A 23,492-nucleotide genomic window follows, 5' to 3' on the forward strand; every position below is an offset into this window, starting at 1 on the left:
TTTACCCAGCGCCGCCCGAGGACCCTCCCGGGTCGCGGTTTGGCCGTGGCGAGACCGCACATAGTTTGAGGAGCCTTGATGAGCACTGAACACCACACGTCCGCAACGAAGTCGGCCGGCCACGTCATTGTGGACACGTTGGAGGCGCACGGCGTCAAGCGGCTGTACTCCGTCCCGGGTGAAAGCTACCTGGACGTGCTGGACGGATTGCACGAGTCCTCGATCGAGAATGTCGTCTGCCGGCACGAGGGCGGAGCGGCCTACATGGCCGAAGCCGACGGCAAGATGAACACGGTGCCCGGGATCGCCATGGTCACCCGTGGACCCGGCGCCGCCAACGCCCATGTCGGCCTGCACACCGCGTGGCAAGACTCCACGGCGATGGTCCTGTTCGTGGGACTGATCCCGTTCGAGCACCGCGGTAAAGAGGCGTTCCAGGAGTTCGACCCCGAGGCATGGTTCGGCACCGGCGCGAAGAGGGTCATGGTCCTGGACCACGCCGACCGTGCCTCGGAGATCGTGGCGGAGGCCATGTTCGCGGCCACGTCCGGCCGTCCCGGCCCGGTCATCGTCGGCCTGCATGAGGACATCATCAAGGAGCAGATCGATCCGACGCTGCATCCCAACATCCCGGTGGCCACCGGCGGCATGACCGTGGAGGACTGGAAGGCCCTCAACGAGGCCTTGCAGGGGTCGGATAAGCCCCTGTTCATCACCGGTGGCAACGACTGGACCACCGAGGGGGCCGCGGCGCTGACCAAGTGGCTTGAGGAGCATCACCTGCCGGCCGCGGCGGAGTGGCGGACCGAGGGCACCGTTCCGTTCACCTCGCCGTCCTACGTCGGCCCGATCGGCTACGGTCGCCCGAAGCCGACCTATGACCTGCTCGAGGAAACCGACCTGATCGTCTTCGTGGGCACCGTTCCGGGTGACGTGGTGACCGATGGGTTCAAGATTCGCCAGAACTGGGACAAGAAGAACTTTCTAGTGACCATCGATCCGTCCCTGCGCGGGCGCTCCGGTCCGGTGTCGCACCAGATCGTGGCCAAGCCGGACGTGTTCGTGCGCGACCTGGTCCGCATGGAACTGGCCGTCAAGGAGTCCTGGAAAGAGTGGACCTGCCGCATGCGCGCCGAGCAGGAGAAGTTCTCCGCCCTGCCGTCCACGGAGCCGGGTGAAGGCCGCGCCACCATGAACACCCTCATGGCCCACTTGGTGCAGCGACTGCCGGAGGACGCCATGATCACCCTCGGCGCCGGCGAGCACACCAACTGGGCCCACCGGTACTTCCCCACGAACTCCTATGCCGCCATGGTCTCGGCCCGCAACGGGTCCATGGGGTATTCGGTGCCTTCCGCGGTGGCCGCCTCCCTGAACTTCCCCGGACGCCGCGTGGTCACCATCGCGGGCGACGGCGAGTTCCTGATGAATGGCCAAGAGCTGGCCACCGCCGTTCAGTACGGTGCCACCCCGTTGGTCATCGTCATGGACAACCAGGAGTACGGCACCATCCGTACCCACCAGGAACGCGACTACCCGAAGCGGATCTCCGGCACTCAGCTGAAGAACCCCGAGTTCGCCGGCATGGCCGAGGCCTTCGGCGGGTTCGGTGTGCGTGTGGAGCGGGACGCCGATATCCCGGCGGCCGTGGAGTCCGCGCTGGCGGCGATCGATGAGAACGGCACCTTCGCCCTGATCCACCTGATCGTGGACCAGCGCGTCCGGGCCTACTGAGCGGGCTTGGCGTGAGGCGGCCGGCTGAACTGAACAGCAGTCGGGCCTGACGAATCCGGACCTGACGAATCCGTGCATGACGAGGCCCCGGGTGATCCGGCTGCGTGAGGGGACGCTGTGCCGGGCCCGGGGCCTCTGCTTGTCATCACTCGTACCTTGATGAGGCACGTTCCACTGTAGGGATCCGAGCTGTTCGAGGACTCAACCAGCACTGGGAAATCGCTGGCAATCCTGGTGGTCCGGGCCGTCGTCGGGCTTCTGTGGGGTGTGGCTCAGAGGTAGCGGCCCCCTAGGGCCGTCAGTGAGGCACGGATGCCCTTGGAATTGTCCTGCGGCCGGCGGAGCAGCTCATAGACGCGGCCGACGGCGGGTGTGGTCCGGGAGTAGTCGAAGGTTTCGGTGACGAGCGTGGTGCCGTCTCCCTGGGCCTCGAATTCCCAGCGCCAACGGTGCCCGCCGGGCTGCTGCCACTCCATCACGGTGCCCTCTTCCGCCGCCGTCACTACGGGGTTCATCGTGTAGGGCATGCCGAACTTGCGCATAGCAATCGAGAACTCGTCACCCTCAGACAGTCGCGACGGGCCGGACTTCGCGTACTGCACGCTGTGTGAGCCATCCAGTTCATGGTGCCGGTGTGGATTGGCCACCAGCTCCCACAACTCGGGGGCGGGAGCGTTGACGCGGATCCGGTAACTGACCTGCCGCGGGCCGGCGTCCACCGGGTCGGGCCAGCCGGCCTGAGGGGCCGACGTCGGCACACCGGTGTCCGGATTCGCGGGGCTGGCGTGCGGGGCCGGCTGGGCGTCGGGAACGGTTTCGGAGGAAGCGGACTCGGGGGAGGGGGTTTCGGAGGGCTGGCTGTCGGAAGGCGGGCTGGTTTCCGGCTGGTGGCTCATGCGCTCAGTGTAGGGAACCGCCGTTACTGTGGACATGTTGTCCCTCAGATCCCGGAGTACTTTCCATGGCTGACCCTGCCCCGACGCCTTCACCCCCGCCGCACCATCCCGAGGTCGCCCAGAACCTGGCTCTGGGTCAGAGTGGAGTGACACCCGAGGAACGCCAATCGGTGCTCCGGACCTTCCGCCGTCCAGGCTGGTTGAAGACCGAGCTGCTGGCGGGCCTGGTGGTGGCCCTGGCGCTGATTCCGGAGGCCATCGCTTTCTCGCTGATCGCCGGCGTCGATCCCAAGGTGGGCCTTTACGCTGCCGCGGTGATGGCGATCTCGATCGCGTTCCTCGGCGGCCGCCCGGCCATGATCTCCGCTGCGACGGCGGCCACCGCGCTGGTGGTGGCCCCCGTGGTGGCCAGCCATGGGGTGCAGTACCTCTTTGCCACCGTCATTCTGGCCGGGGTGTTCCAGATCGTCCTGGGCCTGTTGGGCGTGGCCAAGGTGATGCGATTCATCCCGCGCTCCGTGATGACGGGTTTCGTCAATGCCCTGGCCATCCTGATCTTCCTGGCTCAGTTGCCAGACCTGATCGACGTCCCCTGGACGGTCTATCTGCTCGTCGCGATCGGACTTGCCCTCATTTTCCTGGTGCCGCGGCTGACCTCCGCGGTGCCGGCTCCATTGGTGTCGATCATCGTGGTGACGTTGCTGGCCATCGTGATCCAGATGTCCGTTCCCACGGTGGGGGACAAGGGCGAACTCCCCGATGCCCTGCCGGTGTTCCTGCTGCCCGCGGTTCCGTTCACGCTGGAGACCCTGCAGATCATCGCGCCCTACGCGCTGGCGATGGCCGCCGTCGGGCTTCTGGAGTCCTTGATGACCGCCAAGCTCGTGGATGACATCACCGACACCGGGTCGGACAAGAGCCGTGAGGCCATGGGGCAGGGCGGGGCGAACATCCTGGCCGGCTTCTTCGGCGGCATGGGCGGTTGCGCCATGATCGGCCAGACCATGATCAACGTGAAGGCCTCGGGAGCTCGCAGCCGGATCTCCACCTTCACCGCAGGGGTGATGTTGATGGTGCTTTCCGTGCTCCTCGGGGACATCGTCGGCATGGTGCCCATGGCCGCCCTCGTGGCCGTGATGATCTTCGTGTCCTGGTCGACCTTCGAGTGGCATTCCATCCGGCCCTCCACGTTGCGGGCCATGCCGAAATCGGAGACCACCGTCATGCTGGTCACCGTGATCGCCACGGTCGCCACGGAGAACCTGGCCATCGGTGTGGGGCTCGGTGTGCTGACGGCCATGGTGCTTTTCGCTCGTCGCGTGGCGCACTTTGTGACCGTCGAACGGCACGTTAGCACCGGGTCTCCGGAGGGTCAGCGCTCCGGGGAAGAAACCGAGCGAGAGGCCGAAGGCGAGAAGAACACGGAGCGTCCGGAAGAGGAGGCCGTGGCCACCTACACCGTGGACGGCGAACTCTTCTGGGCCTCCTCGAACGACCTGTACACGCAGTTCGAGTACGCGGCCGACCCGCGCCGCGTGGTCATCGACATGTCGAAATCGCACCTGTGGGACGCCTCAACCATCGCCTCCTTGGACGCGATCACGGACAAGTACGAGCGCTACGGCAAGACGGTCGACGTCGTGGGCCTGAACGCGGCGAGCGAGGCCATGCGCGAGCGACTACGCGGAAAGCTCGCCCCGGAGGAGTAATACGGGGATGGCGCCGGAGCCACAAAAGACACCATCACCCGGTGCGATGATGGGGCCATGCGCCCCGACGACCTCGACGCCCGGTTGATCCAACTGCTCACGGACGAGCCGCAGTTGCCCATCCTGGAATGCGCCCGCCGGCTGGGCGTGGCCCGCGGCACCGTGACCAGCCGGCTCGCCCGTCTCCAGGAGAAGGGTGTCATCTCGGCGATCGTCCCTCAGGTCGATCCGGCCGGCTTCGGATACGACCTGGTGGCCTTCTGTTTCGTGGACATCGTCCAGAACGTGGGGCATGGTCCCGTGACGGAAAAGATCCTCGCCGCCATTCCGGAGGTCACCGACCTGTACACGGTCACCGGTGACCACGACCTGCACTTGCGGGTGGTGGCCCGCAACGGCACGTACCTCCAGGACGTGCTCGACCGCATCTCTCATGTCCCCGGCGTGGCTCGGACCTCCTCGTCCCTGGCCCTGCGCACCCACGTCCAGAGCCGCACGCTTCCCTTGCTTCACGCCGTCGTCGATGGCGCAGCACCGCCTCAGCAGTACTAGGCAATGTGAGCAGTTGATCGGGCGATGGTCCAGGCACAATGTACAGTCTGCCCACCTCAACGGCGGTCGATTGCACACCAGTGGCGCGAGGCTCATTCTTCTCAGTAACGACCTGATGCCGTACTCGAGGAGATCCTTCATGGCCGCTGTCCCACTCATGGCCACCGTCCCCCAAGCTGTCGCCGGAGTCATTCGCGAGAGAGCCGACGTGCTGTTCGGACTGATGGGCAACGGCAACGCCCACCTGATCAGCGAGCTGACCAGCACTGGATTCTCCTTCGTCACCGTGCGCCACGAATCCGGGGCCGTTGCTGCCGCGGACGCCTACTTTCGCGCCTCGGGTCGTATTGGCACCGCCACCGTCACGTACGGCGCCGGCTTCACCAACACGATGACCGCTCTGGCCGAAGCTGCGCTGGCCCGGATCCCGCTGGTTCTGGTGGTCGGTGACGCTCCGTCGTCGGGCCCCCGCTTCTTCGACGTCGACCAGACCGGCATGGCCGCAGCTGCCGGCGTCGAGACCGTGCGACTGGACGCCACCGACCCGTCCGGTCAGGTTCGGGAGGCCTATACGCGCGCCGAGCGCGATCGGCGCCCGGTCGTCGTCGCGATTCCCTACGACCTCGTCGAGACACCGGTTGAGACGCCAGTCGAGGCCTCATTCGGCGCTCCAGTCGAGAGTACGACGACGGACACGCACGCGCCGCTGCCCGCAGGGGCCGGGGAGGCTCCGAGCGACGACGAGCTCGCCCCGATCGTCGCGGCCCTGCGCGGTGCCCGGCGGCCCCTGCTCGTGGCCGGTCGCGGCGTGGTGGATTCGCCCGGGGCTCCGCAGGCTCTGCGCGACGTGGCCGACCGGCTGGGTGCCCTGGTTGGCACGTCGGTGATGGCTCGGTCGGTCGTCGGTGATGAGGGAGATCTGGGCATCGTCGGAGGCTTCGGCCGACTGGAACGCGTGCAGATCATGCGCCAGGCCGACGTCGTCCTGGTCCTCGGTGCCAGCATGAACCCGTTCCAGATGCGCTACGGGACCGTCTACGGCGCCGACGCCACGGTCATGCAGGTGGACGTGGACCCCGCGCGCCGGCATGAGCGTTCCGATCACTTCGTGGTGGCGGATACGGGCACCCTGTTGCGAGCGCTCGCCGGTCACTTCGCGCTCACTCCACAAGAGAACGGCCGTCCCGACGGCGGCTGGCGCGCCACCCAGCCGATCCCACCGGCACCGCGTTTGGGCGCTGAAGATGACGGCCACACCGGCCTCAGCGCCCTGAACGGTCTGGCACCGGACGGCCGGCTCGATCCGCGCACGATGGCCCTGGCTCTGGACAACATCCTGCCGCCGGAGCGGGTGTTCGTGCAGGACGGCGGGCATTTCATCGGTTGGGTCCCGCTGATGTGCTCGGTGCCGGACCCGCGGTCACATCTGTTCGTCGGCACGGCCTTCCAGTCGATCGGCCTCGGCTTTCCGTCCGCTGTGGGCGCCGCTGCCGCCCAGCCCGACCGGACCACCGTGCTGGTGACTGGCGACGGCGGCGGACTCATGGCCCTGGCCGACCTGGAGAGCTTCATTCGGCAGACGCGCTCCGGCGTCGTGGTGGTCTTCAACGACGCCGCCTACGGGGCGGAGCTGCACCAGTATGCCGCTCGCGGGCTGGACGACCAGGCGATGCTCATCGATGAGGTGGACTTCGCCGCCGTCGGGAGGGCCTTCGGCGCCGAGGGCGTCAAGGCGCGTGACCTGCAGGACCTCGATGCCCTGCGAAACTGGGTGGCGCGCGGCTCGGAGGGCGTCTTCGTGCTGGACCTGCCGATCTCTCAGGAGATCGTGGCCGAGTACATGGCCGACTCGATGGCCGGAGCGAAGCCAGCACCACGGCCCCTCCCCGTCTCCTGACTCCCCGCTGAGCATTTGGCGGTCGAAAGTGCCCCAACACGCCCGGGAATTGGGCTGAAAACGGTGCGGATTTGACCTCCAGATGTGAGTGAGGGGTGGCCCTCGGCTTGAGAATCGTATACGATTCAGGGCAATGAGAGGCCCATCACATCAGGAGGCAGGTCAGCGTGGTTGAGACACCGGACCAAGAACCCGTGCGTGCCGTCGGACCGGTGGATTTCTCCGCTCGGGATCACCGGCCGGGGAAGGTCATCGCGCTGCACTTGAACTACCCCTCGCGCATCGCCCAGCGTGGCCGGTCGCCACAGTTCCCCGGCTACTTCCTCAAGGCCGGGACGTCGATCGCGCAGACCGGCGACGCCATCGAACGCCCCGCGGGCACCGAGCTGTTGGCCTACGAGGGGGAGATCGCCCTGATCGTCGGCCAGACCTGCCGCCGGGTGAGCCCGGACGAGGGCTGGTCGAAGATCGCCGGAGTCACTGCCGCCAACGACTGGGGCCTGTATGACCTGCGGCACGCGGACAAGGGCTCCAACCTCAAGAACAAGTCCGGCGACGGCTACACACCCCTGGGCCCGAACGTCATTCCCGCCGCCGGGATCGATCCGGCGCAGCTCCGGGTCCGGACCTGGGTCAACGGCGAGCTGGTGCAGAACGACGTCACCACAGATCTCGTCTTCCCGTTCGGCCAGTTGGTGGCGGACCTGTCCCAGCTCATGACCCTCGAAGAGGGCGACGTCATCCTCACCGGCACCCCGGCCGGCTCCTCCGTGGCCCAGCCGGGCGACGTCGTCGAGGTGGAGGTTGATGCCCCCCATGCTCCGGGCTCGCCGAGTACGGGCCGCCTGGTCACCTCCGTGGTGGCCGGTGACCAGGAGATGGCGCCGTACGGGCATGGGCCGAAGGTGGATGACACCCAGCGCGAAGAGGCGTGGGGTTCCCGAGAGGCCGCGGGCCTGCCCCCGGTCGAGGGGCAGGACGAGACTCCCGCCAGCCCCGCCGAGACTCCCACCGAAACCCCTGCCGCAGCATTGCACTTCGTGCCCTCGACGCCGGCCGCGAACCGCTCGCTGTTGACGGACGAGCTGCGCGAGAAGATCAACGCCACGGCGGTGGCCACCATCACCGCCCAACTCCGCAAGCGCGGCATCAACAACGCCACCATCGACGGGGTGCGCCCCATGCACCCCGGAAGCCGGATCCTCGGCTACGCCAAGACCCTGCGCTACGTGCCCAATCGCGAAGACCTGTTCAAGCAGTTCGGCGGCGGCTACAACGCTCAGAAGCGGGCCATGGATTCGGTCGAGCCGGACGACATCGTGGTGATGGAGGCCCGGGGCGAGTCCGGCACCGGGACCCTCGGGGATGTCCTGGCCCTGCGCGCTAAGGTGCGCGGCGCCAATGCCGTGATCACCGACGGCGGCGTGCGGGACAGCGCGGCCGTCGCCGACGTCGGGCTGCCGGTCTACGCCAACGGCGCACACCCCTCGGTGTTGGGCCGCCGTCACGTGCCGTGGGAAGTGGGCGGCACCGTGGCCTGCGGTGGCACCACCGTCCAGCCCGGAGACATCCTCGTCGGCGACGACGACGGTGTGGTGGTCATCCCGCCGCCGCTGCTGGAGGAGGTCATCCAGGACGCCTATGAGCAGGAGCAACAGGACGCCTGGGTGTACGACCGAGTGGCGGAAGGACACCCGGTGGATGGGCTGTTCCCCCCGGCCGCTGAATGGAAGCAGAAGTACGCCGAACACCGGGCTGCTCAGTCGGCTCAGCGAGACGACGCTGGACAGACCGGAGAACCCGGCCACGCCGGAGAGCAAGCGTGATGACCACGGTCGAGGACGGTCTGTACTCCAAGGCCGACGTCGCCTATCGGACCCTGCTCGAGGGAATCCAGCAAGGCCGGTTCGTGCCGGGAAGTCGCCTGGTGCTGGCGCAGCTGGCCGCAGAGCTGGACATGTCCACGGTCCCGGTCCGGGAGGCCATCCGGCGGCTGCAGCACGACGGGTTGGTGACCTATGAGCGCAACGTGGGGGCCACCGTCGTCGGGATTGATCCGGTGGAGTACGAGTACACGATGGAGACGCTGGCCCTGGTGGAGGGATATTCCACGGCCCAGTGCGCACCCCTGGTGACGGCCACCGAACTGGACCGTGCCCGGGCCATCAACCGGCGGATGCACGAGCTGCTGCAGGACTTCGACCCGGTGGAGTTCACCAGCTTGAACAAGCAGTTCCACTCGACTCTGTTCGAGCACCACCAGAACCCACACATTCTGGACCTGGTGCACCGTGGCTGGAATCGCCTGGCCGCCCTGCGCTCCTCCACCTTCGCCTACGTTCCCGGACGCGCCAGCGCATCCGTGCAGGAACACGATCGGCTCCTGGAGCTGATCGCCGACGGAGCAGATTTCACGGTGATCGAGGCCGCGGCCCGCGACCACCGGATGAACACCCTGAACGCCTATCTGCAGACCCTAACCAGCTGACGACCATGACGCCCCTGACGAGAGGACTCCCCCGTGAGCGCTGAAACCACGTCCCCGCACGCCGACACCTGGGCTCCGGCCAACCTGCCGCAGACCATTCAGCACTACATCAATGGTGAACATGTCGATTCGATCGACGGTGACACCTTCGATGTGTTGAACCCGGTGACCAACCAGCCCTACATTAAGGCCGCTTCCGGCAAGGTGGCGGATATCGATGCCGCCGTCGCCGCGGCCCAGGACGCCTTCACCAACGGGCCCTGGCCGCAGATGCTGCCGCGCGAACGATCCCGCATTTTGCACCAGGTCGCCGACATCGTCGAGACCCGTGGTCAGGACCTGGCCGAGATGGAATGCTACGACACGGGACTGCCGATCAAGCAGGCCCTGGGTCAGGCGCGTCGCGCGGCCGAGAACTTCCGCTTCTTCGCGGACCTGATCGTCGCCCAGCACGACGACGCCTTCAAGGTCCCCGGCCGCCAGGCCAACTACGTCAACCGCAAGCCGATCGGCGTGGCCGGACTCATCACGCCGTGGAACACCCCGTTCATGCTCGAGTCGTGGAAGCTCGGTCCCGCCCTGGCCACCGGCAACACCGTGGTGTTGAAGCCGGCCGAGTTCACCCCGCTGTCCGCGTCCCTGTGGCCGGGCATCTTCGAGGAGGCCGGGGTGCCGGCCGGTGTGTTCAACATCGTCCACGGCTACGGCGAGGAGGGCTTCGCCGGGGACTCGCTGGTCAAGCACCCGGACGTGCCGTTGATCTCCTTCACCGGGGAATCCACCACCGGTCAGATCATCTTCGCCAACGCCGCGCCCCACCTGAAGGGCCTGTCCATGGAGTTGGGCGGCAAGTCCCCGGCCGTGGTGTTCGACGACGCGGACCTGGATGCCGCCATCGACGCCACCATCTTCGGTGTCTTCTCCCTGAACGGCGAGCGCTGCACGGCCGGATCCCGCATCCTCGTCCAGCGCAGCGTGTACGACGAGTTCGTCGAGCGCTACTCGGCCCAGGCCCAGCGCGTCACGGTCGGATTGCCGCAGGACGAGAACACCGAGGTCGGTGCCCTGGTCCACCCGGAGCACTTCGAGAAGGTCATGTCCTACGTGGAGCTGGGCAAGCAAGAGGCCCGGCTGACCGCCGGGGGCGGTCGTCCCGAGGAGTTCCCGGAGGGCAATTTCATCCAGCCGACCGTCTTCGCCGACGTCGCCCCGGACGCCCGGATCTTCCAGGAGGAGATCTTCGGACCCGTCGTGGCGATCACCCCGTTCGACACGGACGAGGAGGCCCTCGAACTGGCCAACAACACCAAATACGGCCTGGCCGCGTACATCTGGACGAACGACCTGAAGCGCTCGCACAACTTCGCCCAGAGCGTCGAGGCCGGCATGGTCTGGCTGAACTCCAACAACGTCCGTGATCTCCGGACGCCGTTCGGCGGCGTGAAGGCCTCCGGTCTCGGCCACGAGGGCGGCTACCGGTCCATCGACTTCTACACCGACCAGCAGGCCGTGCACATCAACCTCGGTGAGGTCCACAATCCCGTGTTCGGCAAGCAGGAGCAGGCGGCCGAGAAGCTCCAGGCCTGAACCAGCGCCTGAGCCAGTGCCCGACCTTTGCCCCTCCACCCCACCCCGCCCCGCCCATCAGAGCCAGGACAGCCATGACACACCTTGAAGACCGGACGATGACGTCCTCGGGTTTCTACGTCTCCCAGGAAGCCCCGATCACCACGGAGAATCCCATCCCCACGCCGAAGGCCCCGGCGCCGGACATCCTGCGCTGCGCCTACATGGAACTCGTGGTGACCGACCTCGCCAAGTCCCGTGAGTTCTACGTGGACGTCCTCGGCCTCACCGTGACCGAGGAAGACGAGACCACGATCTATCTCCGGTCGCTGGAGGAGTTCATCCACCACAACCTGGTGTTGCGCCAGGGCCCCGTGGCCGCCGTCGCCGCCTTCTCCTACCGGGTCCGCACTCCCGAGGATCTGGACAAGGCCGTGGCCTTCTATGAGGAACTGGGCTGCCGCGTCGAGCGCCGGGCTGAGGGCTTCACGAAGGGCATCGGGGACTCGGTGCGTGTGGAGGATCCGCTGGGCTTCCCCTATGAGTTCTTCCACGAGGTCGAACACGTCGAGCGACTCGCCTGGCGCTACGACCTCTACACTCCCGGCGCCCTGGTGCGCCTGGACCACTTCAACCAGGTCACCCCTGACGTCCCGCGGGCCACCAGGTTCATGCAGGACCTGGGCTTCCGGGTGACTGAGGACATCCAGGACGACGAGGGGACCGTCTACGCCTCGTGGATGCGCCGCAAGTCCACGGTGCATGACACCGCCATGACCGGTGGTGACGGACCTCGGATGCACCACGTGGCCTTCTCCACCCACGAGAAGCACAACATCCTGGCGATCTGCGACAAGATGGGCGCCCTGCGCATCTCCGACCGCATCGAGCGCGGTCCCGGACGCCACGGTGTCTCCAACGCGTTCTACCTCTACATCCTGGATCCGGACGGCCACCGCGTGGAGATCTACACCCAGGACTACTACACCGGCGACCCGGACAACCCGGTGGTCACCTGGGACGTGCACGACAATCAGCGCCGTGACTTCTGGGGCAATCCCGTGGTGCCGTCCTGGTACACCGAGGCGTCTCTCGTCCTGGACCTGGACGGCAACCCCCGGGACGTCGTCGACCGCACCGAGAGCTCCGAGATGGAGGTGACCATCGGGGCCGACGGTTTCTCCTACACCCGCGAGGGCGACCCCGACGGCACCTACCAGGGTGAGGCCGCCAAGGGCTTCAAACTCGGACACCAGCTCTGAGGCACGGAAAGGCCAGAACAGACATGCTTGACCACTCAACGCATACGGCGATCGCCGACGAGCTGCACCGAGCCGGGCAGGACCGTCAGCCGGTGCCGCTGCTGACAGCGCGTTATCCGGAGATGGAGATCGAGGACTCCTACGCCGTTCAGCGCATCTGGGCCCGCCGCCAAGAGGAGACGGGACGGACGAAGGCCGGACACAAGATCGGTCTGACGTCCAAGGCCATGCAGGACGCCACCGGCATCGACGAGCCCGACTACGGGGTGATCTTCGACGACATGGTGATGGAGTCCGGCCACGTCTACGAGTGGCAGCGCTTCACGCATCCCCGGGTCGAGATGGAGCTGGCCTTCGTGCTCAACGAGACCCTCTCCGGTCCGGGCGTGACGCTGTTCGACGTGCTGCGGGCCACGGAGTACGTGGTGCCGGCGCTCGAGATACTCGACTCCCGCATCGAGATGACCGGTCGCACGATCGTGGACACCATCAGTGACAACGCCGCGATGGGCGCCATGGTGCTCGGCGGACGGCCGGTCTCCGTGGACGCCGTGGACCTGCGCTGGGTCTCGGGCATGCTCTCGCGGAACCAGGAGATCATCGAGACCGGTGTGGCAGCCGCGGTCCTGAACCACCCCGGCAACGGTGTCCACTGGCTGGCGAACCGGATCGCCGGTCATGGCGACGTGCTCGAAGCCGGAGAGATCATCCTGGCCGGATCCTTCACCCGCCCCATGTGGGTGTACGCCGGGGACACCGTCTATGCCGACTACGGAGAACTGGGGACCGTCACATGCCGATTCGTCTAGATCCACCCACCACGTTCAAGGACTTGTTCACGACGGCGGCGCGCGCCGGCCGCGGTGACCGGCCGGTGGCCGGGATGTTCATCAACTCCCCGGACGCGACCAGCACGGAGATCTGTGCCTCCGCCGGCATGGACTATCTGCTGTTCGACGGCGAGCACGCACCTCTGGGGCTGGAGACCATTCAGGCCCAGCTGCGCGCCGCGGCCGCCTACTCCTGCGTCCCCGTGGTCCGCGTGCCGTCCTTGGATCCGGTGATCATCAAGCAGTACCTGGACCTCGGTGCCCATTCCGTGGTCGTCCCGATGGTGGACGGCCCCGACGATGCCACCGCGGCGGTGCGGGCCATGCACTATCCGCCTCATGGGATCCGGGGAGTCGGCTCGGCCCTGGCCCGATCGGCCCGCTGGAACAGGATCCCGGACTACCTGCAGCGTGCCGGAGACCTGGTCAGCCTCGTCGTGCAGGTCGAATCCGCCGAGGCTGTGGAGAATGCCGACCGGATCGCCGCCGTCGACGGCATCGACGGGGTCTTCATCGGCCCCTCGGACTTGGCTGCCTCCATGGGCCTGATCGGCCAGCAGAACCACGCCGACGTGGTGGCGGCCGTCAAGACCGTCATCGACCAGGTGAAAGCCGCCGGAAAATTCGTCGGCGTGAACGCCTTCGCCGCCGATCAGGCGCGTGACTACGTGCGTGCCGGAGCCGACTTCGTCAACGTCGCCGCCGACGTCGCGCTGTTGGCCCGGGCCACCGAGGCGCTCGCCGACACGTGGTGCACCACCGCCGCGGCTGACCCAGCCGTGCCCACTTCCCCTTCAGACCCCTCGTAGGAGACCCCATGTTGTTCCACCACCACGGGTACGTTTCCACCGACCCGCGTGTCCACCCCGCCGCCGGCGTCGGTATCGACCGTTCCCCCGAGCTGCCCGAGACCATGGACGTGCTCGTCGTCGGAGCCGGGCCCGCCGGCATGGCCACCACCGCACAGCTGGCCATGTATCCGGAAATCATGACGTGCCTGATCGACCGCCGCCCGCACCGGCTGGAGATCGGGCAGGCCGATGGCATTCAGGCCCGCAGCGTGGAGACCTTCCAGGCTTTCGGGTTCGCCGAGGAGATCATCGCCGAGGCATTCCACCTCACGGAGATGAACTTCTGGAAGCCGGACCCGGAGAATCCGCAGAACATCATCCGGACGGCCCGCGCCGTGGACGATCCGACCGGCGTCAGCGAGTTCCCGCACCTGATCGTCAATCAGGCGCGCGTGCTGGACTACTACGCGCGCTTCGCCCGGAACGCACCCTCCCGCACGGAGCCGTACTTCGGCTGGGAGTTCGTCCGCCTCGAGGTGGGCGAGGGTGAGTACCCGGTCAGCGTCACCCTCAAGCGCGTCGGCGACGATCCCCAGTCCGGCACCAACCCGGGCGAGGAACGCACCGTGCGCGCCAAGTACGTCCTGGGCGGCGACGGCGCCCACTCGCGCGTGCGCCGGGACATCGGCGCCCAGCATGTGGGAGCGGTCTCCTACCACGCCTGGGGTGTCATGGACACCCTGGCAGAGACCGACTTCCCGGACATCCGCACCAAGTGCGCCATCCAGTCCACCCACGGCTCGATCCTGCACATTCCGCGGGAGGGCGGGTTCCTGTTCCGCATGTACGTGGACCTGGGCGAGGTCGACCAGAACGACGCCGGTGCGGTGCGCAAGACCCCGCTGGAGGAGATCGTCCGCCGGGCCAACGAGATCGTCACTCCCTACACGGTGGACGTCAAGGACGTGGCGTGGTGGAGCGTCTACGAGGTGGGCCACCGGGTGACCGACCGCTTCGACGATGTTCCCGCCGAAGAGACCGGGCAGCGCCATCCGCACGTGTTCATCGCCGGCGACGCCTGCCACACGCATTCGGCCAAGGCCGGTCAGGGCATGAACGTGTCCATGCAGGATGCCTTCAATCTCGGCTGGAAACTCGGGCAGGTGTTGACCGGGCTGAGCCCTGAATCGCTGCTGTCCACCTACTCCGCCGAACGGCAGCCCGTGGCGCAGGACCTGATCGACTTCGACCTCGAGTGGTCCGCGATGATGGCCGCCAAGCCCGAGGAACTCGAGAGCGAGACCGCGCTGGAGGACTTCTATCAGAAGACCGCGGAGTTCCCGGCCGGGTTCATGACCCAATACCCTGCCGGTCTGCTCGTGGGCGAGGCCACGCACCAGGAACTGGCCACCGGATTCCCCTTGGGGAAGCGGTTCAAGGCACACCCGGTCAAGCGGGTCTCGGACACGAACCCGAAGTACCTCGGTCACCAGCACACCGCCGACGGTCGCTGGCGGATCTACGCCTTCGCCGATTCCGCCGTGTCCTCCGCGACGGACTCTGCGCTGCGGAGGTGGGCCGACTGGATGGACTCAGCCGAGTCACCGGTGCGCCGGTTTACGCCGGAGGGCAAGGACCTGGACGGATTGTTCGATCTCAACGTGGTGTACCAGCAGCCCCACGAAGAGGTCGAGCTGATGGCGACGCCGTCCGTCTTCCGGCCGAAGGTGGGGCCGTTCCAGGTGTCCAACCTGCACAAGGTGTGGGGCGTGGATCCCGAGAACGACGTCTTCGAAGCGCGCGGTCTCAGCCGTGACGGCGTCGTGGTGGTGGTGCGACCGGACCAGTACGTCGCTCACGTCCTGCCACTGACGGCGACCCAGGAGCTGGCGGACTTCCTGGCACCGATTTTCAGCACTGACTGAGGGCCGGTTCTCCATGGTTCGGGGCCGGCCCCGCTGAGGGCCGGCCCGCTCAGCTCTGGTCGCTTCGCGACCGGAGCTCACGCACGGTCTCGAGGAGCGCGGCCCGGAAGGCCACTTCGGCGGGGGAATAGACACGTTCCTCGCGTTGGCCGACCATGATCCGGCGTTCCGGGGCCTCGCGGCCCAGGCTGAGGACACTGACCCCGGGATGCTTGATCGTGACCGCGCTCTCGGGGGCCAACGCCACACCGATGCCGGCACTCACCATGGCCTGAGCCTCTTGGTAGTCATTGGCGTACATGGCAATGGACGGGCGGAATCCGGCGGCGGTCGCGGCCCGGTCCAGGACCTCCACCACGGGGTGCCGGGCCGCTCGCACCACCCATGATTCCTGGGCGAGATCGGCCATGCTGACCTCGGGAGCCTCACTGAGGCGATGATGCGCGGAGACGAGGATGACGAACGGTTCGCGGAACAGCTCGTCGACTTTGATGCCGTCGGTCTTGAAGGGGCGCCACGGGTGGTCCCACAACAGGCTGAGGTGAGTCTGACCGCGCTCCAAGTCGGTCACCAATTGGTCGATCCGAGTGCTGCGGATGGACAGGGACACGGAAGGGTACTGACTGGAGAACCGCTCGAGGACCAGCGGCAGGAAAGAGGCGGCCACCGTCGGGAACGCCCCGATCACCAACGTGCCGCGCTTGCCGGTGGTCAGATCGTCCAAATCCGCCCGAGCGGCGTCCATCTGCCGCAGGATCTTGCGGGCATGAGCGGCCAAGACCAAGCCCGCCTCGGTGGGGACGATCCCGCGAGATCGACGGCGGAGCAGTGGCTGCCCGGCCTCTTGCTCCAATCGACGGAGCTGTTGGGACACGGCGGACGCCGTGTAGGCCAGTTCGTCTGCGGCGGCGGTGATGGAACCGGCCTCCACCGTGTGGACGAAGACCTCAAGCCGTTTCGTGTCGAACACCGTCATGCGTTTCAGTGTAGCTACACGCGCAAGACTTAAGCATCGCTAAGGGGCGACGATGCGCCGTTGTTCGCCGCCGCTTCTGCGGGCGCACCCGCCGGAGCAGCAGCACCTGGCACCTCGGAGCGCATGCGCGGGCTCGTGGGACGGGACTGCGAATGAAGCATAGCTACAGGATGCGAAACGTTATGCACCTTGTGCTTAAGAAATGGCCCACACCACACTGGTCACTTCAAGCCGCTAGGGTGACAGGAGTAACAGTCGATGGTGATCGAAGCGCGTTGGATGCGTGGTGGAACGAGCAAGTGCTGGGTCTTCGAGGCCGCAGATCTCGAAGCCACGGGGTACTCGGCGGACGTCATCCTGCCTCGTCTCTTCGGCAGCCCGGATCCCCGCCAGCTGGACGGAGTCGGGGGAGCAACCTCCACCACGAGCAAAGCCGTGATCGTGAAGCGTGAAGACGGCTCGGTTTCGGACGTGAGCTACACATTTGCTCAAGTCGGAATCGAAGAGGCCAAGGTCGACTGGGGCAGTAATTGTGGCAACTGCTCGGCCACGGTGGGACTGTATGCCATCGAGCGGGGCTGGGTGGTGCCGCAGGACGGAGTGACCGAGGTGCGCACCTTCAACACCAACACCGGTCAGATGATCATTCAGAGCATTCCCACCCCGCACGGGCGGCTCGCCGACGATCCCTCAGTCTCCATTCCCGGGGTCGTGTTCTCCGGGCACGGCGTGGGCCTGGGCTTTTTGTCCCCGGAGGGACGCACCACCGGCACCCTTTTGCCGGCCGGCGAGCCCCGCAGCGTCATCGCGTATGGGGAGGGGCTCTCGGTCGCCGTCAGCATGGTCGACGCCGGCGCGCCCATCGTCATGGTCGACGCGCAGAGTTTCGGGCTGGATCCCCTCGACTACGCCGGGTGGTTGGACGTGGCCACGGCGCGGCTGGGAGAACTCGATGAGATCCGGCGCCTGGCTGCGGTGCGGATGGGCCTGGCGGCCACGCCGATGGAAGCGGAGCGCGCGATTCCGAAGATCGGCCTGGTGAGCGCCTCCCAGGACGACGAGGCGGAGTTGCAGGTGCTCATGATGTCCATGGGCCGACCGCACCCGGCCATGCCGATCACGGGCAGCGTCGGTGTCACCGTCGCCGCCCGCACGGCGGGGACCATCGTTGCTGAGCATGCCGGGCGGGGGTTGGGTCGCGAGCTGCGCATCCGCATCCCCGTCGGCAACCTCGTGACGTTGACGGAGGACAGCTCGCTGGGGCAGACCGTGGGCGTGCAGAGAACGGCTCGCACCCTCGCCGAGGCTCGGCTGCTGCTGCCGGAGTCTCAGTTGGAGAAATCAAAAACAACAGACGCAGCACTGAGCGATCTGGGTCAGGAGGTTGTGCTGTGAGCCGGCTTCTCTCACGCCGAACCCTGCTGGGCACGGGTGTCGTGGCGGCTCTGGGCGGTGCTGTCGGGTGCGCGCCGGTGCAGACGAAGTATCAGCCCTCCGGCGAGGGCATCGTCGACGTGGTGGTGCCCTATGGCACCGGCGGCGGCACGGACACCTGGGCGCGCTTCATCACTCCCTACTTCGCCGAGCTGCAGCCGGACGTCGACCGGTACCAGATCGAGAATCTTCCCGGTGGCGAAACCATCACGGGAACCAACGCCTTTGTGCGGGCCGGTGTGACCAATGGGCGCCAGGCACTGGTGGCCTCCGCGACCACGTACTTCCAGAGCATGCTGGGACAGAGCACGGCCGAGTTCGATTTCGCCCGCATGGAGCCCTTGGCGCTCAACGGGACCGGTGCCGTGTTGTGGACCAGTGCGGAGAGCGGCATTCGGTCCATCGAGGACTTGATGGGCAATGCCACCCAGTACCGCTATGGGGGAATGTCCGCGTCAGGACTGGATCTGGTTCCGCTCTTGGCCCTGGAAGCCTTGGGGGCCAACGTGCGCGGAGTCTTCGGCATGGAGGGACGCGGACCGACGCGGCTGGCCGTCGAGCGCGGCGAATCGGACCTGGATTTCCAGACGACCTCCTCGTACCTGTCGCAGGTGAAGCCCAAGGTGGACACCGGCGAGGCCATCCCGCTGTTCGCCGTCGGGAGCTTGGAGAACGGTGAGGTGAGGCGGGACAAGAACCTGCCGGACATCCCCACCTTCGCGGAGATCTTCGAGGGATTGGGTCATCGAACAGAGCGCCAGGAGTTGGCCTACAGCGCCTTCCAGTCCTTCGTGGTGCCCGGATTCTTCTACCAGAAGGGCCTGTGGGCGAACGCCGGAACGTCGAGCTCGGTCATCGAGACCTATGACGAGCTTGTGTCCGAACTGAATCAGGACGATCAGTTCCTGGAGGAGGCGAAGGACGCCCTCGGCGGGTATGACCTCGTCTCGGGGTCGGACGCCAAGGCCGATTTCCGCAGGGCCCTGGAAATGGACGAGGACGTGCTGGCCTTCACCAAGACCGTCCTCGAGGACAAGTACGACGCGGTACTGGATTGAGCTGAGGGACAGACATGATTGACGCAGCAATGGAGGCTCTCTCAGCCTTCACGGATCCGGCCATGCTCCTCTACTTGGGGATCGGCGTGGTGGTCGGCATCATCATCGGTGTCATCCCCGGCTTGGGCGGCACTGGAGCGGTGGCCGTGCTCATGCCGTTCGTGTTCGTCCTCGAACCGAACCAGGCGATCGCCCTGATCATCGGCGCCGTGGCGGTGGTACACACGTCGGACGTGATCACCTCCGTGGTCCTCGGTATTCCCGGCTCGGCGTCCGCCTCGGTGTTCCTCCTGGACGGGCACGAGATGGCGAAGAAGGGCCAGGGTGGTCGGGCGCTGTCCGCCAGCTTCATCGCCTCGATGGTCGGCGGGCTCATCGGCATCGTGGCCTTGACGGTCATCGTGCCCGTTGCCCAGCCGATCGTGACGGCCTTCGGTTCGCCGGAGATCTTCGGCCTGATTGTGATGGGCGTCTTCCTGACGGCCATGCTCTCCAAAGGGAACATCATCAAGGGCATGTTGATCTCGGTGTTCGGTTTGGCCCTGGGGCTCATCGGGGTCTCGCCGGTGTCCGCGGAATATCGGTACACCTTCGACTCCGAGTTCCTCACGGACGGCATCGGTCTGGTGGCGGCAGCCCTCGGCGTCTTCGGCCTGGCCGAGATCATCGACCTGGTGGCCAAGAAGAAGGCCGTGTCCAAGGAGCCCGTCGCCCTGGGTGGCGGCTGGCGGCAAGGTCTGAAGGACATCGTCACCTACAAGTCGGACGTCGTGCGCGGATCGGCTGTGGGCGTCGGCGTCGGGATCCTGCCGGGCGTGGGGTCGACGGCCGGTTCGTGGCTCGCTTACGGTCAGGCTCAGGCCTTCGCCAGTCGAAAGAAGGCCGCGTCCAGGTTCGGCAGCGGTGATCCCCGGGGCGTCATCGCTCCCTCAGCGGCCAGCAATGGCATCGAATCGGGCGCCCTGATTCCCACGCTGTTGTTCGGTGTGCCGGGCGCGGCTCCGTTCGCCCTGCTGCTCGGCGTGCTGTTGATCTTCGGGGTCCAGCCTGGACCCTCCTTGATCACCAACGACCTGGACATCGTCTATCTGATTGTGTGGGCGTTCGCGATCGCCAGTGTGTTCGGTGCGGCCCTGGCCTTTTTCCTGGCCCGTCCGCTCGCGCGGTTGAGCTTCGTCTCGTTCCCCGTTCTGGCCGCGGCCTTGATCCCCATCCTGTTCCTGAGCGGGTTTCAGGAGCCGCTGAACCTGAACGTCTTCTACGTGATGCTCGGTCTCGGGGTGGTGGGGTGGATCTGCAAGATCACCGACATCCCACGGGCTCCGTTCCTCATCGCCTTCGTGCTGGCCGAACCGCTCGAGCGCTACTACTTCCTCACCGTCAACGCGTTCCCCTCGGGGGAGTGGATGACCCGCCCCTTCGTGCTGGTCATCGCCGTGATCCTGCTGGGCGCGGTTCTGCTGCCGGTGATCCGCCGGATGCAGCGACGCTCGGCTCCTGCTGCGGACAGAGTGCAGCTGTCCGAGAAATCAGACATGGCGGTGCCTCCATTCGTCGATCTGATCGTCACGTTGGCGGCCCTGGCGTTCTTCATCGCAACCGTGGTGCTGTCCGGAGAGTTCTCGGACAACGGTCGGTTGTTCCCGCTCACCGTGGGCTCGGCCGGCATCCTCCTGGCGGTGCTGAGTCTCATCCGAGACTTCGCCCGGGTGCGAAGCAACGCCGGGCTGGGTCGATTCGATGCGGCGTGGATGAACCGCTTGCGCATCGTCGGGCTCTCCATAGCGTGGATCGTGGGCTATATCTGGCTCGTGTTCCTGCTGGGGATGATGGTCGGCTCGGGCCTCTTCGCGCTGGTCTTCCTGCTGGTGGTGGCCAGGATGAAGATCATTCCGACGGTGATCTACACAGCCTGCATTGTCGGGGCGGTGTATCTGTTGGCGGAGTTCGCCCAGTTGGTGCCGCCCAGCGGTTACCTGCTGTAGGGATCAGCGTCCGAACCGGGTGAGCCGCAACGAGTTCGCGACCACCAGGACGGAACTGGCGGCCATGGCCGCGCCGGCCACCATGGGGTTGAGCAGGCCGACGGCGGCGATCGGGATGCCGAGGGTGTTGTAGGCGAAGGCCCAGAACAGGTTCGACTTGATGATGCTCAGGGTCTTGCGGCTGAGCTGTACTGATTGGACCACCTGGGTCAGTGAAGAGCCCATCACGGTGATCGCCGCCGCCTCGCGGGCCACGTCCGTGCCGGAGCCCATCGCGATGCCGAGATCGGCCTGAGCGAGTGCGGGGGCGTCGTTGACGCCGTCCCCCACCATGGCCACCACCCGGCCGGCGTCCTGCAGTTCGGTCACCTTGGCGATCTTCTCTTCCGGTTGGACTCCGGAGAAGACGTCCTCCGGCGCAATCCCGACGACGGCGGCCACCTGAGCGGCCACGCGGGCGTTGTCCCCGGTCAGCAGGATCGGCCGCAGGCCGAGTCGCTTCAGCTCGGCGATGGCCGGCGTCGAGGACTCCTTGATGGTGTCCTGCAGGGAGATGATCCCCGCCGGTCGGCCGTCGACGGCGACCCAGATGGCGGTGGCGCCCGTGGACTCCACGTCGTACAGCTGTTGTTCCTGCTCGGCCGTCAGTGCGCCCGCGCCGGGTTCACCGGAGAGGTAGCCGGTGAGATAGCTGGAACGTCCGGCCACCACCGTGTGGTCGCGGCCGGCGTCGGGCACCGTGCCGCGCACACCGCCCCCGGCGGCCGATGCGAAGTCGGTCACCTCCGGCAGTGTGGCCTCTGAGTTCTGACGGGCGGCGGCCTGACGGGCGGCGGCCTGACGGGCGCTGGCCACGATGGCGGCGGCGATGGGGTGCTCTGAGTGGGACTCCACCGCGCCGGCCAGGCGCAGGACCTGATCCGGGTCGTGTCCGTTCAGGGGCGTGACGCCGGTGACGGTGAGATCTCCCTCGGTGACCGTGCCGGTCTTGTCCAGCACGATGGTGTCCACGGTGCGGGTGTCCTCCAGGGACTCCGGACCACGGATCAGGATCCCCAACTGAGAGGCGCGGCCGGTGCCGGCCAGCAGGCCCACCGGAGTGGCCAGACCCAGTGCGCAGGGGCAGGCGATGACCAACACCGCGACGGCGGCGCGGAAGGCGGAGTGCAGGTCACCGGAGACGGCCAGCCAGATTGCGAAGGTCACGACTGCAATGAGGAGCACGATCGGCACGAAGACCGCGGAGATCCGGTCGGCCAGCCGGGCAATCGGGGCCTTGCCGGTCTGGGCCTCCGAGACGAGTCGGCCCATCTGGGCCAAGGTGGTGTCCGAGCCGACGCGGGTCGCCCGGACGAGGAGCCGACCGGAGGAGTTGACGGTGGCACCGGTGACGGTGTCATCCGGGCCGACCTCTTCGGGGACCGACTCTCCAGTGATCAGGGACGTGTCCAGCGCGGAGTGGCCGGAGACGACGTAACCGTCCGTGGCGACCTTCTCCCCGGGCCGGACCACGAATTCGTCACCCGGCACCAGCTGCGCTGCGGGGATGGTGATCTCGACGCCGTCGCGCACGACGGTGGCGGTCTTGGCCCCGAGATCCAGCAGAGATTTCAGGGCGCGGCCCGCCTGCTGCTTGGCGCGGGCCTCAAGCCACCGCCCGAGCAGGAGGAAGGTGGCGACCACACCGGCGGTCTCGAAGTACAGCTGGTGGCCGCCGGTCATCGCCGGATTCAGCAGCAGTTCCACCGTGGAGAACGTCCACGCTGCCAGGACGCCGATCGAGACCAGCGTGTCCATGGTGGACGAGCCGTGGCGGGCGGCGGTGAAGGCGGCGGTGTGGAACGGCCAGCCGGCCCAGAACGTCACCGGAGTGGCGAGAGCCAACGCGACCCAGCCCCAGCCAGGAAACTGCAGCGCCGGGATCATCGAGATCAGGAACAGCGGAACCGTGAGGACGGCCGCACCGATCAGCCGTGGTTTCAGCACGTCCACGGAGGGCCCGTGATTCAGGTGGTCTTCGTGGTCCGGATGGTCTCCGTGGTCCGGATGGTCCTCGTGATCCGAATGGGCTCCATGGTCCGGATGGTCCTGGTGATCATCGCGATCATGGTGACTTCGGTGGTGGTCGCTCCCGGCCTGGTGCGCCTCGCGGTGCACGGTAGCGGAATACCCGGCCTTGCTGATGGTGGCCAGCAGGTCCTCATCGGACACCGACGGAGGAGCGGTCACGGCGGCCTTCTCCAGGGGGAGGTTGACCGATGCTGTGACGCCGTCCAGCTTGCCGAGTTTCTTCTCGATCCGCTGGACGCACGAGGCGCAGGACATACCGGTGATGTCCAGGTCGACCCGGCGAGTGGACTCAGCACTCGTCGTGTTCTCAGTCATGTGG

Annotated in this window: 17 protein-coding genes; 14 read left to right on the plus strand and 3 right to left on the minus strand. The window is 66.8% G+C overall.

Annotated elements, in window-relative coordinates:
* The first annotated feature begins 78 nt into the window (after positions 1-78).
* The gene (locus tag ACFQQD_RS05060) at positions 79-1,734 is read left to right on the plus strand and encodes a thiamine pyrophosphate-dependent enzyme (RefSeq protein ID WP_378086881.1); all 1,656 of its coding nucleotides are present in this window, start codon (positions 79-81) and stop codon (positions 1,732-1,734) included.
* Between the two features lie 272 nt (positions 1,735-2,006).
* Here ACFQQD_RS05060 and ACFQQD_RS05065 read toward each other — a convergent pair whose 3' ends face one another.
* Positions 2,007-2,630, minus strand: a complete 624-nt coding sequence (locus ACFQQD_RS05065) for an SRPBCC family protein (protein ID WP_378086883.1) — start codon at positions 2,628-2,630, stop codon at positions 2,007-2,009.
* Between the two features lie 65 nt (positions 2,631-2,695).
* Here ACFQQD_RS05065 and ACFQQD_RS05070 point away from each other — a divergent pair, with 65 nt between their 5' ends.
* From ACFQQD_RS05070 to ACFQQD_RS05115, 10 genes are all read left to right on the plus strand, one after another.
* A complete protein-coding gene (locus ACFQQD_RS05070; protein WP_378086885.1) occupies positions 2,696-4,339 on the plus strand; it encodes a SulP family inorganic anion transporter in 1,644 nt (547 codons plus the stop codon).
* A 57-nt stretch (positions 4,340-4,396) separates the two neighbouring features.
* Positions 4,397-4,891, plus strand: coding sequence for an Lrp/AsnC family transcriptional regulator (locus ACFQQD_RS05075; protein ID WP_378086887.1), 495 nt, complete (start codon positions 4,397-4,399; stop codon positions 4,889-4,891).
* A 139-nt stretch (positions 4,892-5,030) separates the two neighbouring features.
* On the plus strand, positions 5,031-6,788 hold the full coding sequence (locus ACFQQD_RS05080; RefSeq protein WP_378086889.1) for a thiamine pyrophosphate-binding protein: 1,758 nt from the start codon (positions 5,031-5,033) through the stop codon (positions 6,786-6,788).
* A gap of 167 nt (positions 6,789-6,955) precedes the next feature.
* A complete protein-coding gene (locus tag ACFQQD_RS05085) occupies positions 6,956-8,614 on the plus strand; it encodes a fumarylacetoacetate hydrolase family protein (RefSeq protein WP_378086891.1) in 1,659 nt (552 codons plus the stop codon).
* On the plus strand, positions 8,614-9,276 hold the full coding sequence (locus tag ACFQQD_RS05090) for a GntR family transcriptional regulator (RefSeq protein WP_378086893.1): 663 nt from the start codon (positions 8,614-8,616) through the stop codon (positions 9,274-9,276). Before ACFQQD_RS05085 ends, ACFQQD_RS05090 begins: the two co-directional genes overlap by 1 nt.
* A 33-nt stretch (positions 9,277-9,309) precedes the next feature.
* On the plus strand, positions 9,310-10,863 hold the full coding sequence (hpaE, locus tag ACFQQD_RS05095) for a 5-carboxymethyl-2-hydroxymuconate semialdehyde dehydrogenase (protein WP_378086895.1): 1,554 nt from the start codon (positions 9,310-9,312) through the stop codon (positions 10,861-10,863).
* A gap of 74 nt (positions 10,864-10,937) precedes the next feature.
* The gene (gene hpaD / locus ACFQQD_RS05100) at positions 10,938-12,104 is read left to right on the plus strand and encodes a 3,4-dihydroxyphenylacetate 2,3-dioxygenase (RefSeq protein WP_378086898.1); all 1,167 of its coding nucleotides are present in this window, start codon (positions 10,938-10,940) and stop codon (positions 12,102-12,104) included.
* A 23-nt stretch (positions 12,105-12,127) separates the two neighbouring features.
* Positions 12,128-12,913 (plus strand): 2-oxo-hept-4-ene-1,7-dioate hydratase, encoded by a 786-nt coding sequence (gene hpaH, locus ACFQQD_RS05105; protein WP_378086900.1) that lies wholly within the window; start codon positions 12,128-12,130, stop codon positions 12,911-12,913.
* Complete coding sequence (locus ACFQQD_RS05110; RefSeq protein ID WP_378086902.1) at positions 12,898-13,743, plus strand: HpcH/HpaI aldolase/citrate lyase family protein; 846 nt, start codon at positions 12,898-12,900, stop codon at positions 13,741-13,743. Before hpaH ends, ACFQQD_RS05110 begins: the two co-directional genes overlap by 16 nt.
* A gap of 8 nt (positions 13,744-13,751) precedes the next feature.
* A complete protein-coding gene (locus tag ACFQQD_RS05115; protein WP_378086904.1) occupies positions 13,752-15,650 on the plus strand; it encodes an FAD-dependent monooxygenase in 1,899 nt (632 codons plus the stop codon).
* A gap of 49 nt (positions 15,651-15,699) precedes the next feature.
* Here ACFQQD_RS05115 and ACFQQD_RS05120 read toward each other — a convergent pair whose 3' ends face one another.
* Positions 15,700-16,626 carry a LysR family transcriptional regulator gene (locus ACFQQD_RS05120; protein ID WP_378086906.1) on the minus strand — a complete coding sequence of 309 codons (927 nt, stop codon included), beginning with the start codon at positions 16,624-16,626 and terminating at the stop codon, positions 15,700-15,702.
* Between the two features lie 258 nt (positions 16,627-16,884).
* Between ACFQQD_RS05120 and ACFQQD_RS05125 the strand changes: the two genes are divergently transcribed.
* The 3 genes from ACFQQD_RS05125 to ACFQQD_RS05135 are packed head-to-tail and all read left to right on the plus strand — an operon-like array spanning position 16,885 to position 21,103.
* Entirely contained in the window at positions 16,885-18,021 is a 1,137-nt protein-coding gene (locus ACFQQD_RS05125; RefSeq protein ID WP_378086908.1) for a PrpF domain-containing protein, read from the plus strand.
* Positions 18,018-19,118 carry a Bug family tripartite tricarboxylate transporter substrate binding protein gene (locus tag ACFQQD_RS05130; protein ID WP_378086910.1) on the plus strand — a complete coding sequence of 367 codons (1,101 nt, stop codon included), beginning with the start codon at positions 18,018-18,020 and terminating at the stop codon, positions 19,116-19,118. The genes ACFQQD_RS05125 and ACFQQD_RS05130 overlap by 4 nt, the downstream gene beginning before the upstream one ends.
* Positions 19,119-19,132: 14 nt before the next feature.
* Positions 19,133-21,103 (plus strand): tripartite tricarboxylate transporter permease, encoded by a 1,971-nt coding sequence (locus tag ACFQQD_RS05135; RefSeq protein ID WP_378086912.1) that lies wholly within the window; start codon positions 19,133-19,135, stop codon positions 21,101-21,103.
* A 3-nt stretch (positions 21,104-21,106) separates the two neighbouring features.
* Here the strand turns inward: ACFQQD_RS05135 and ACFQQD_RS05140 are convergent, their stop codons facing one another.
* Entirely contained in the window at positions 21,107-23,488 is a 2,382-nt protein-coding gene (locus ACFQQD_RS05140) for a heavy metal translocating P-type ATPase (RefSeq protein ID WP_378086914.1), read from the minus strand.
* Between the last annotated feature and the right edge of the window lie 4 nt (positions 23,489-23,492).

This window comes from Citricoccus sp. GCM10030269 (assembly GCF_042665635.1).
Taxonomy (GTDB): Bacteria; Actinomycetota; Actinomycetes; order Actinomycetales; family Micrococcaceae; genus Citricoccus.